The following is an 11,155-nucleotide window of genomic DNA, read 5'->3' on the forward strand; positions in this document are numbered from 1 at the left end:
AGGCAGAAGAACGGCCAGTTCCTGCAGGAATCGCTGAACTTCATCGGGGTTTTCGACGGCATAATGGGCCGCGGAGGGGCGCACCTCATCCCTGACCAGGATGGCGACGCCCGTGCGGCGCAGACAGCGAAAGGCATCCTCGTCGGTCAGGTCGTCGCCGAGGTACAAGGGCAGTACATCCTTGCCGCCCAGTTGCCATTGCCTGAGAATCCATTGCAAGGCACGACCCTTGTCCCAATCGGCGGCAGGTCGCAGTTCGAGGATCATTTTTCCCCCGGTACGGCGCAGATCCCGGTAGCCCGCGGCCACTTCATTTACAACCGCCGCAATTCCGGCAAACTGGTCGGCGGCCGCCCTGCGGAAATGCACGGCAATGGCGAAGCGCTTGCGCTCGATCTGGCAGCAGGGGATGGAGGCAAGGCCCTGGCGCAGAGCCTTCTCGGCCTGGTCCAGGGAGGGCAGGCAGTCGCGGCCCTGCTGCAACTCGATCTGTCCGTCGGGGCCGGCAATCTCGAAACCGTGGCTGCCCGCATAATGGATTTTTTCAACGGCTACCCGGTTGCGGACATCCGCCAGGTCGCGGCCGCTCACAATCGCCACGGGACATTTATCCGACAGTACCCGCAGCACCCGGCGTGTCTCTGCCGGCAGCTCCGCCCGCTCGGGCCTGTCCACGATCGGTGTCAGGGTGCCGTCATAATCGATAAAAACCACAGGCCGTTTATTTCGAAGACGTTTTTTCAGGTCCTCCATGTGCTCCAGCACCGAAGGCAACGCGTCCGACCGGATCAATCCACCTGATTCTGTCATGCCCGCCTCCCGCATCGTCGTTTCCGGCAAAATCGCCATCACCTTGCGCCGGATCTTCCGGCAGCCACTTTCGAAGTCACTATACCACAGATTTTTTCAGCCTTTTTGGAAGCGGATTGTCTTGCCCTGTTGCACGGTCGTGCCAAAAAGAGCCCCGCAAAGCGGATCGAAATCGAACGGCGTGTCACCTGAGACATCAGATAGTATCCATCCGGAAACTCCGGATGGATACAGCGTAGTTTGCATATGGGAAACGAGCAATTTTTCGTTGTGGCAAGGGAATCAAGGGGTTGCGCGGAGGCGTACATCGGTACGCCGCACAAGCAAGCCTGCGGATTGACGCCGCCACGGCGGAAAAGGACCGTTTCCGGATGAAAACCAGATAAATAAAAAAAGGGTTGGCTTCGGTAAGCCAACCCTTTTGATGTGTAAATGGTGCCCAGAGACAGAATCGAACTGCCGACACGAGGATTTTCAGTCCTCTGCTCTACCGACTGAGCTATCTGGGCAATGCGAGTTCCGTTTATAAAGAATTCGTCCTTCTCTGTCAAGCAAAAACATGGAAGGGCCGTAAACGGGCCGGCAAATTGCCTCCGGACGAGCATATGTTATCCTTTTATGGATGACCGAATTCGTTTGCAAACCTCCATGCCCGATCGTCGCGCGGGAGTTGCATCATGCCGGATACAGCGGAGACAGCGCCATTTGAAGTCAAAGACTGCGCCTTGATCACCCTTTCGACCGGCATCAGGGTGCAAAATCTGCGGGAGTTTCGCGATGCGCTGGAAAAGGTGCCGGTCGGCAGTATCGATCACCATTTCTGGGGCCGTCTGCTGCGTCCGCAGTTTGACGAACCGGAGTACAATAACGATTTTGCCTCCTGGGCCTATCACGGACTACATGACAAGTCCCTGGCGGAACAGCTGAGCATGACCTTGCCGACCGATTTCCCCGACCTCGAAACCTTGCGCCTGGAGTTGATCGATACCGTGGAAAAGCATCTCGACGAAAGCGAAATGATCCCCTGGGCGCGGGCCGATCAGCTGTTCCACTTCCTGCATTCGCAGATCGTGGTGTTCGATACCGGACTGCGCTTCGGCGACCCGCGGGATCTGACCGCTTATCTGCCGTCCCTGTCCACGGGCTGCATCTATTACCATTTCATCGATGCCCGCAGCCGTACCCGTCAGCGCTGCGACGATTTTTCCGCCTGGCTGGCCGGCTTCGGTGACCGCTATGAAAGCCTGCGCCTGCGCCTGTGCGGTTTTGATCCGTATTTTTCTTCACTGGACGAAATTCGCGCTCGCGTCGCTTCGTTGTTTCAGGCGTTTTTCGAGGAGCAACCCTGATGTGCGCCTCTATCCACTACCGGGATGATGAATTTCTGGGTCGCTATGCCGCGGTGACCGGCGCCTGCGTGATCCAGCACCTGGAACAGCTCGCGGCGTCTCTGAAAGGGGCGCGCGTGGTGCATGTCAATTCGACCCGGGAGGGAGGCGGTGTCGCGGAGATCCTGCAGAAGCTGATACCACTGAAAAAAGCTCTCGGCATCGATGCCCGTTGGGAAGTGATCGAAGGCACGCCGGCGTTCTACGCCTGCACCAAGAGCTTTCACAACGCCCTGCAGGGCATGGATATCCGGCTTTCCGACAAGCTGCTGGAGGCTTATGAAGAAACCAATGCACGGTGCGCCGAACGGCTCAAACCGATCCTGGAACAGGCCGATTTCGTGTTTATTCACGATCCGCAACCGGCCGCGCTGCTGAAGCATTTTCCCGAGCGCCGGGGCCAATGGATCTGGCGTTGCCATATCGACGTGAGGCAGCCGTTTCGCCCGGTCTGGAAATACCTGCGGCCATTCCTGTCGGCTTATGACGCAAGTATCTTCTCGCTGCCGGAGTTTGCGCAGCCGTTGCCGCATCCGCAATACATCATCGCGCCGAGCATCGATCCTCTGAGCGAGAAAAACCGCGACCTTCCCGACGCCGAAATCGAAAAGGTTTATGACCGTTTCGACCTGGATCCCGAACGCCCGATGGTGCTGCAGGTTTCACGCTATGACCGCTTCAAGGATCCTGTCGGCGTTATTCGGGCCTGTCGGATGGCTGCCAAGCTGACGCCGCTGCAGCTGGTGCTGGCCGGGGGCGAAGCCAGTGACGATCCGGAAGGGCAGGCGGTTCTCGAGGAGGTCCGGCAGCAGGCCGAAGGGCACCCCGATATTCATGTGCTGTTGCTGCCGGCGGATGCCCATCGCACCATCAACGCCCTGCAGCGCGCCGCGGATATCGTGATCCAGAAATCACTGCGCGAGGGTTTTGGCCTGACCGTGACGGAAGGCATGTGGAAGGGCCGGCCGGTCATTGGCGGCGACACCGGCGGAATACGTCTTCAGGTTTTCAACCACTATACCGGATTCCTGGTGCGCACTCCGGAAGGCGCGGCCCTGCGCATCCGCTATCTGCTGCATAACGGGCGCCTGCGACGGCAGATGGGCGAACGGGCCCGCCGCTTTGTCCTCGACAATTTCCTTATCACACGCCATTTACGGGAATATCTGACATTGCTGGTGAGCCTGCAGGCAGGGGGCCGGGAGCGGATGATGGTCGGGTGATTGGTTCTGTGGTCGAGTGTTCCGGCACGAGTTTCTGATTTTTGAGGAGTGTTGCGCGATGCCTTCAATCCTGTCCAAACGCCTGTTGATCATTTCCAACAGATTGCCCGCCGTTATCGCACAGGGCCGGGAAACCTGGTCCGTCAAGCCCGGCACAGGCGGCCTGGTCACGGCGCTGGCGCCGGTCATGCGCGAAAATCACGGGGTGTGGATCGGCTGGCCCGGTTGCGGTGACGACGCCCCTCTTGGCAGCCTGCTGCAAGAATTCGAGCAACAGCAGGGTTACCGGCTGGTGCCCGTGCCTCTGGCCGAACAGGAGGTGGAACGCTATTATCGGGGCTTTTCCAACAGCGCCGTCTGGCCGCTGTTTCACGATCTGCTCGGCAACTGCCATTTCGAGCTGTCGCATTGGCAGGCCTACGATGCCGTTAATCGGAAATTCGCCGCGGTAATTGACGAACAGGCACGATCCGAAGATTTTATCTGGGTGCACGATTACCAGCTGATGCTGGTCGGATCCCACCTGCGGGCCATGGGCAGGTCGGATCGCCTGGCGTTTTTTCTGCACATCCCGTTTCCGTCTCCGGACCTTTTTCGGCGCCTGCCGTGGAAAAATCAGCTGATTCAGGGGCTTCTTGCCTACGACCAGATCGGCTTTCAGACCCTGCGGGACCGGCGCAACTTTGTCCAGACCGCGGCCATGCTGATGCCGGAGCTGGAGATCGTCAGCCGTCAGCGGCATCATACCCTGTTGCGACTCGGCGAGCGTGTCATCAAGGTTGGACATTATCCGATCAGCATCGACTTTGTCGAATTCGACGATTTTGCCCGTTCCCGCGAGGTGGAAGACGCCGCCTGGTATCTGCATGAAAACCTGCGCGGCCGGCAGCTGATGCTGGGCATCGACCGCCTTGATTACACCAAGGGGATCCCGGAGCGGTTTCTGGCTTTCGAGCGGGCGCTGGAAAAATATCCGGCCCTGATGCGGCGCATCTCCTTGCTGCAGGTTGTGATCCCCAGCCGCACGCTGGTTCCCGATTACGCCAACCTCAAGGAACTGCTGGACCAGCTTGCGGGGCGTATCAATGCGCGCTTCGGACAGCCGGAATGGGTGCCGATCCATTATGTTTTCCGCTGTCTGGAGAGGGTGCAGCTGCTGGCGCGCTATCGCACCTCGGAAATCGCCCTGGTTACGCCGCTGCGGGATGGCATGAACCTTGTCGCCAAGGAATATTGCGCCAGTTCGGTGGAAAACAACGGTGTGCTGATCCTCAGCGAATTCGCCGGAGCCGCCGACCAGCTTGGCAAGCACGCCCTGCTGGTCAACCCTTACGACACCGACGGAACGGCGGACGCCATTTACCGGGCGTTTACCATGGATCCCGAGGAGCGTCGGCAGCGCATGGCACAGTTGCGCTCCGAAATCCGCCGCAACGATGTGCATCGCTGGCTGCGGCGCTTCGTGGAAGCCGGGGATGACGAGGATGATGATGGATAATGGGCCAGGCTCTCGGTTTCCGCTTGCCTTCCAGGCGGTTCTCTGCTACAGGTAAGACATTCAAATTATTCAGGGGATCGCCATGCGGACGCCTTCTCTCAGCAGTTACGGCAGTTTTTTCTGGTTCGGGTTTTTTGGGTTCTTTATGAGCCATCGACCCGCGGCAGGTGTCTGAGGACGTAGCGCCCCACAGCACGACATTCAAACAACCACGGGTTGATGCTTAACGGCTCATCCGTGGTTTTCTTTTGGTGGTCAAGGGAGAAAGCAGTCGGAAGCCGGTCAGCCCTTCACCCACCAGAGGAGCAAAAGACATGATCATCGTCATGAAAAAAGACGCCGGCAAGGAAGCGCTGGCGGAAGTCAAAAAGCGCGTCCGGGATCTCGGCTACAAGGCCCATGTCATACACGGTGAGGCACGGGACGTGATCGGCGCCGTCGGCGACGAGCGCGGCAAGGCGGTGCTGCAATCGCTGGAGTCGCTGCCTTGCGTCGAGGCCGTGGTGCCGATCCTGAAGCCTTACAAGCTGGCCAGCCGCGAAATCAGACCGGAGCCGAGCGTTTTTGAACTGGCTCCCGGCGTGACGGTTGGCGGCCGGGAACTGCTGGTCATGGCGGGGCCCTGCTCGGTGGAGGGCGAAGAGCAGCTGCTGGAAACCGCCAGGGCGGTGAAGGCCGCGGGCGCCAGGGTGCTGCGCGGCGGTGCTTTCAAGCCACGCACCAGTCCCTATGCGTTTCAGGGCATGGAGGAAGAGGGTCTGAAACTGCTTGCGGCGGCCCGGGAAGCCACCGGTCTGCCGATCGTGACCGAGGTGGTCAACCCCCGGGATGTCGACCTGGTCGCCCGCTACGCTGACATCCTTCAGGTTGGTGCCCGCAATGTGCAGAATTTCCCGCTGTTGCGCCTGCTCGGTCAGCAGGACAAGCCGGTGCTGCTCAAACGCGGCATGGCCACCACCATCCAGGAATTTTTGATGAGCGCCGAGTATATTCTTTCCGAGGGCAATCAGCGCGTGGTGCTTTGCGAGCGCGGCATTCGCACCTTTGAAACCGCCACCCGCAATACCCTGGATCTTTCGGCGGTGCCCGTGCTCAAGGAGCAGACCCATCTGCCGGTGGTGATCGATCCGTCCCATGCCACCGGTCATGCCAGCCTGGTGCCCTCCATGTGCTATGCCGCCGTGGCGGCCGGCTGTGACGGGCTGCTGGTGGAGGTTCACAACCATCCGGAAACCGCATCCTGTGATGGTCCCCAGTCCCTGACGCCGGCCGGGTTTGCCGCCGTGATGGACAAGCTGCGCCGTTTCGCTGCGGCTGCCGACCGCGATTTGTAAAGGATTGTCGTCATGTTCCTTATCCCTCTCAATCAGCCGGAAAGCGTCGCCCTGGTCATTCACGCCCTGCGTGTGGCCGGTGGTGAAGCCGATTGCGGAACCTGCCCGGTGCGGCGGGTATGCATGAAACAGTGCCTGGCCATTGCGGATTCCCTGGACAAGATGGTGCAGTCGGGCACGCTGCCCGGCATGGAGAGTGCGTCCCCGGAGGAGCCTCCGCCCGAACCTCCGCCGGTGCCCGGTCCGGGCCGCTTCCGGGTCGTCAAGTAACCAGCAGCGTCGGCCGGCCTTCTTGCTTATTGAAAGGCCGGCCGTTTTTTTGTATAGTGCTCTCTTTTTCTGCCTCTCCGAAAGCCTTTTCCCGAAAATCCTTCCGGAAGGTGGCCGGGGCGCTATGGCCCCTCTGCAACCGGAAAGACACCATACGGATTGAGTAACCTGTATATCGAGGGCGCGCCCTGGGGATTGTGCTTTGGCACAATCCGTCCTGAAGAGATATTGGCCGCGTGCTCCGTAACCGCAAGGAATTCCCATGAAAGTCCTGATTACCGATGAAATTTCCCAGGAAGGTCTGCAGCCTCTGCTGGACGATCCCCGTATCGAGCTTGAAATCCGCCTGGGGCTGACCCCCGAGGAGCTGCATCGAATCGTCGGTCGCTTCGATGCGATGATCACCCGCAGCGGCACCACCGTTGACGCGGCACTGCTCGAACACGGCCGAAGGCTCAAGATTGTGGCCCGGGCGGGGGTCGGTATCGACAATGTCGATGTGGATGCCGCCAGCAGTCGCGGCATTATCGTGGTCAACGCCCCTTACGGCAACGTCAACTCCGCCGCCGAACATTCCATGGCGCTGATGCTGTCCCTGTGCCGCAACGTACCGGTTGCCAGCGCCTCCCTGAAGAGCGGAGAGTGGAAGCGGGCGCCGTTTACCGGCAGAGAACTCAAGGACAAGACCCTGGGCATTATCGGTCTTGGCAAGGTCGGCGGCCGGGTGGCCCTGCGCGCCAAAGCCTTTGAAATGACCGTGCTGGCCTGCGACCCCTATATTTCTCCCAAGCGGGCCGAGGATCTCGGCGTCAAACTGGTCGGACTGGAGGAGATCGTGCGCTATGCGGATATCGTCTCTCTGCACTGTCCCCGCAATGCCGAGACCATCGACATGATCAATGCCCGCCATTTCGATGCCATGAAGGACGGCGTCATCATCGTCAACTGCGCACGGGGCGAGATCGTCAACGAAGCCGCCATGCTTGCCGCGTTGCAGAGCGGCAAGGCCGCCGGCGCCGCCTTTGACGTTTTCAGTGAGGAACCGCCCCGTTCCGAGCTGGTCAGGCAGTTGATCGCCCACCCGCTCATGGTTGTCACTCCCCATCTTGGCGCCAATACCTTTGAAGCGCAGAAAAACGTGGCCGTCGATGTCAGCAAGGAGATTGTCCGTTATCTGGATGGACAGCCGCTGGAGAGCGCGGTGAACATTCCCAAATTCGACGCCGAACTGATGCAGGTGATGCAGCCTTTTCTGTCGTTGATTCAGCAGATGGGCGAGTTCATCGTGCAGCTGGCGCCGGCCAACCCGAGCAAGGTGACCTTCACCTATAACGGCAAGCTGGCCCGTTACGATTGTTCTCCTCTGACCGTCTGCGGGCTGGCGGCGCTGCTCAACCGCGCCACCGAGCAGGAGGTCAACATGGTGAATTCCCAGCTGATCGCCGAACAGATGGGCATCTGCGTCGAAACCGTGTCTTCGACCGAGGCGGAATCCTTTTCCAACCTCATCACCATTACCCTCGCGACCCCCGCCGGGCGCCGCACCGTCGCTGGAACCATATTCGAGGGTATGCCGAAAATCGTCAAGATGCGCGACTTCAATACCGATTTCCAACCCGAGGAGCACATGCTGGTCATCAGTTACGCGGACAAGCTTGGTCTGATCGGTAAAATTGGCACGATTCTCGGCGAGGCCGGCATCAACATCGGCTCCATGAATCTCGGCCGCCGGGCCAAAGCGGGAGAGGCGATGGTGGTGCTGTCCGTCGATACGCCGGTTCCCGCCGAAGTCATCGACCGCCTTGCCGCCAGCGTCGATGCGGCTTTCATTCGCGCCATCCATATGGAGAATGCCAGCTGCATCGATTGATGCGGAGGCGACTCTGCCAAATCAAACGAAAAAGCGGCCTGTGGATAGCAGGCCGCTTTTTTTGGAAATGGTTGCCCTGCTGGCGGCGTTTACCGAAATATGCCGCCGGGGCAGGGGGGCAGAATGCCGCCGGCTTCGGCGCGGCACAAGAGTTCCCCGATCGCCGCCTCGCCGGTTTTGTCCAGACAGCGGGTGAAGTCGTTGACATACAGGCCGATATGGCCTTCGAGTACCTTCTCGTCCTGTTCCCGGGCGTTTTCCCGGATAAAATCCGCCGCCCGCTGCGGCTGCGCACGAAAGACATCGATGCTGCGCTGGATGGCCCCTTCCAGTTGCCGATGAAGGGTATCGCCGAGGCAGCGGCGCGCCGCTATGCCCCCCAGAGGCAGGGGCAGCCCGGTCAGGGACTGCCACCAGACGCCCAGATCCAGAACCCTGAAAACGCCTCGAACTTCGCAGGTGAAACGCGCTTCGTGAATCAGCACCCCGGCATCGACCTGGCCTGTGGTGACGGCGGGTAAAATGGCGTCAAACGGCATCTGTACCAGGCAGGATGCGTCGATTCCGAACAGTCGCATCAGCAGGGTAGCGGTGGTGAGGTTGCCGGGGACCGCGATGCGCCGGCCGCCGAGTTCCTCCGGGGCCAGCGGCTGGCGGGCCACCACCAGCGGCCCGCAACCCCGGCCCAGCGCCGCGCCGCTGCGCAGCAGGACGTATTCGGAACGCAGCTGACCGAAGGCATGCATGGATACCTTGGTGACATCGAGCTTGCCGTTTGCCGCCAGCCGGTTGAGGGTGTCCACGTCTTCAATGCGGTGGTGCAGGTGCAGTCCCGGCAGGGGGACAAGGCCGCTGATCAATCCGTGAAATATGGCGGTATCGTTGGGGCAGGCAGAGAAGCCAAGGCGGATGGTTTTGTGCATGGTCAGGCCCGCAGGATCGGTGAAAACCAGCCGCGCAGCAGGGCCATCAAAGCCTGCTGGACGCCACCGGCGGCTCCTTCGAGGTCCCATCGGGAGAGGTCCCGGTCCTCGACCAGGTTGGATACGCCGCGCAGTTCAAGGAAGGGCACCTGGTATTGTTCGCAGACCTGGGCCACCGCCGCGCCTTCCATGTTTTCGCCCAAACCTCCGGTGCGCTGCTGCAATTCCCTGCCGGACTGCAGGGTTCCCGAACAGGTGGAAACCGTCACCATGGGGCCGGATTTCAGATGAAGCCCCCCCTCCACGGCGAATCTTTCCAGGTGCGGAAGGGCGCTTTCCCGCAACCTGCTTTCCACGGTACAGCGGCTTCTGCATTCAAACCCCTTGCTGCGCAGCAGGGTAAAGCCGATACTGCCGAAATCCCGGAAACCTTCCGGTGTCAATACCCCCTCGTCGGCGCTGATTTCCTCGGTGGCCAGCAGAAGATCCCCGGTGGCCAGCCCCTGTCCGGGGTAGGCTCCGCAACAGCCGGTAAGGATCAGCATCTCGGGTTTTTCCCGTTCCAGCATGACGGTTACGGCGGACGCGGCGTTGATTTTACCGATACCGGTATGCAGCACCGTCAGCTTGTGTCCGAACATACTGCCGCAGTACAGGTCGCGATGGCCGCAGCGGCGCACCTCGCAGGGGAACAGCCTGCGACGCAGCAGCGCGGTTTCTTCCGGCACCGCTGCCACGATCGCAATCACGGTTTCGGGCTTTCATGCAGGACCGGGCTCATGGCTGGAACCACCCCTGGCGGATAAGGTCGCGTCGCAGCACCACGCCCTGCTTGCGGACCATGCCGCCGTACCAGAAACGCTCTTCGCGCAACGACAGGTTCTGGGGCGCGTCGAGGCGCTTGCGGCAATCGATCAGGTTGTGGCGCAGCCTGCGGTCGGGGTCGGCCACCACCTCGTTGAGCTTGCGGGCGAGCAGCGGCGGTACCCCCTCGATGACGTACTGAATCAGATCCCGCAGGCGCAGGCCGTCATGGTAATCTTCGAGGGTGCCTTCGAAACCGTCTTCGCATTCCTGGACGAAATCGTTCCAGCTCAACAGCAAATCGCCGAATTCCTCATCCGCCAGGCCGTCGAAATCCGGATGCTCACGCAGGCGCTGTTCGATCTGCTGCTGCTCCTTGCACGACAAAAAGAAGGAAATGTCGTCCTCCACGGGGTACATTTCCAGCTCTTCCGTGATTTCGGCGCAGAAATTCAGATAGTCGAGAGCCTGCTCGTTAAAGCGCGAAAGTATTCCCGGCAGGGTACCGGGCCGATAACAGAGCAGCGACAGGTGGTCGTGCCCCAGGTCGGAGGTGAAAAGCTGCCGGGGGTTGTAGGCCAGGTCGCATTGCCCCAGGATATCCATGACCCGGATGTGGTTGCAGGTGAAGCAGGTGATGATTTTTTCCTCGGAAAAAAACCACTCCATCCCGACCTGGTTGTTGGCGATGCCAAAACCGACGAAGCCGTCATGCACCAGCCGCGAAAGATAGGGCTGTACGGCTTCGAGAATATCTTCCTTGGGCATGTAGGGTGAATAATAGAGCAAGGGCTCGGCGTTTTCCTCGGTCGGCTGCTCCTGCTCGTCGGCGTAGTATTCCAGAATAAAGAAACATTCCTCGGGCATGGCGGCGGCGAAAGCGTGAAACAGCCGCTCGATCCGGCCGGCTTCGGCCATGATGGTGAACCGGTAGCTGTCGCTGGAATTTTCCAGCAGACTGAAGGTGTAACCGCCGCGCAGACGCCGCAGGCGCCGCCTTTCGCTGGGCCAGGGGTGGATGCCGAGAGGGAAATT

10 protein-coding genes and 1 tRNA gene are annotated in these 11,155 nt (G+C 60.4%); 6 read left to right on the forward strand and 5 right to left on the reverse strand.

Annotation, left to right across the window (positions count from 1 at the left end; all coding sequences use genetic code 11):
• Both otsB and AB7E65_RS09250 read right to left on the reverse strand, forming a co-directional pair.
• On the reverse strand, nucleotides 1–810 hold an 810-nt coding region (gene otsB, locus AB7E65_RS09245), incomplete at its 3' end, for a trehalose-phosphatase (protein WP_428745743.1).
• A gap of 433 nt (nucleotides 811–1,243) precedes the next feature.
• Nucleotides 1,244–1,319 (reverse strand) — tRNA-Phe (locus AB7E65_RS09250).
• A 168-nt stretch (nucleotides 1,320–1,487) separates the two neighbouring features.
• On the opposite strand from AB7E65_RS09250, the gene AB7E65_RS09255 reads away from it, so the two are divergent.
• From AB7E65_RS09255 to serA, 6 genes are all read left to right on the forward strand, one after another.
• A complete protein-coding gene (locus AB7E65_RS09255) occupies nucleotides 1,488–2,159 on the forward strand; it encodes a DUF5752 family protein (RefSeq protein ID WP_072286641.1) in 672 nt (223 codons plus the stop codon).
• Nucleotides 2,159–3,421, forward strand: a complete 1,263-nt coding sequence (locus AB7E65_RS09260) for a glycosyltransferase (protein ID WP_428745744.1) — start codon at nucleotides 2,159–2,161, stop codon at nucleotides 3,419–3,421. The genes AB7E65_RS09255 and AB7E65_RS09260 overlap by 1 nt, the downstream gene beginning before the upstream one ends.
• Before the next feature lie 58 nt (nucleotides 3,422–3,479).
• A complete protein-coding gene (locus AB7E65_RS09265) occupies nucleotides 3,480–4,919 on the forward strand; it encodes a trehalose-6-phosphate synthase (RefSeq protein WP_320362199.1) in 1,440 nt (479 codons plus the stop codon).
• A 314-nt stretch (nucleotides 4,920–5,233) separates the two neighbouring features.
• Nucleotides 5,234–6,253: a 3-deoxy-7-phosphoheptulonate synthase gene (aroF, locus tag AB7E65_RS09270; protein WP_072286644.1), complete on the forward strand. Its 1,020-nt coding sequence runs from the start codon at nucleotides 5,234–5,236 to the stop codon at nucleotides 6,251–6,253.
• A gap of 12 nt (nucleotides 6,254–6,265) precedes the next feature.
• Nucleotides 6,266–6,523, forward strand: a complete 258-nt coding sequence (locus AB7E65_RS09275) for a hypothetical protein (RefSeq protein ID WP_072286645.1) — start codon at nucleotides 6,266–6,268, stop codon at nucleotides 6,521–6,523.
• Nucleotides 6,524–6,785: 262 nt separating this feature from the next.
• Nucleotides 6,786–8,393 carry a phosphoglycerate dehydrogenase gene (gene serA / locus AB7E65_RS09280; RefSeq protein ID WP_072286646.1) on the forward strand — a complete coding sequence of 536 codons (1,608 nt, stop codon included), beginning with the start codon at nucleotides 6,786–6,788 and terminating at the stop codon, nucleotides 8,391–8,393.
• An 89-nt stretch (nucleotides 8,394–8,482) separates the two neighbouring features.
• Here serA and AB7E65_RS09285 read toward each other — a convergent pair whose 3' ends face one another.
• The 3 genes from AB7E65_RS09285 to AB7E65_RS09295 form a co-directional block, all read right to left on the reverse strand.
• Nucleotides 8,483–9,316 carry a 1,4-dihydroxy-6-naphthoate synthase gene (locus tag AB7E65_RS09285; RefSeq protein ID WP_428745745.1) on the reverse strand — a complete coding sequence of 278 codons (834 nt, stop codon included), beginning with the start codon at nucleotides 9,314–9,316 and terminating at the stop codon, nucleotides 8,483–8,485.
• A 2-nt stretch (nucleotides 9,317–9,318) separates the two neighbouring features.
• Nucleotides 9,319–10,065 carry a futalosine hydrolase gene (gene mqnB, locus AB7E65_RS09290; RefSeq protein ID WP_072286648.1) on the reverse strand — a complete coding sequence of 249 codons (747 nt, stop codon included), beginning with the start codon at nucleotides 10,063–10,065 and terminating at the stop codon, nucleotides 9,319–9,321.
• Nucleotides 10,066–10,093: 28 nt separating this feature from the next.
• Nucleotides 10,094–11,155, reverse strand: a 1,062-nt coding sequence (locus tag AB7E65_RS09295; RefSeq protein WP_428745746.1) for a hypothetical protein, incomplete at its 5' end; no start/stop codon positions are given.

Source organism: Syntrophotalea sp. (assembly GCF_050253115.1).
GTDB classification, from domain to species: Bacteria; Desulfobacterota; Desulfuromonadia; order Desulfuromonadales; family Syntrophotaleaceae; genus Syntrophotalea; species Syntrophotalea acetylenica.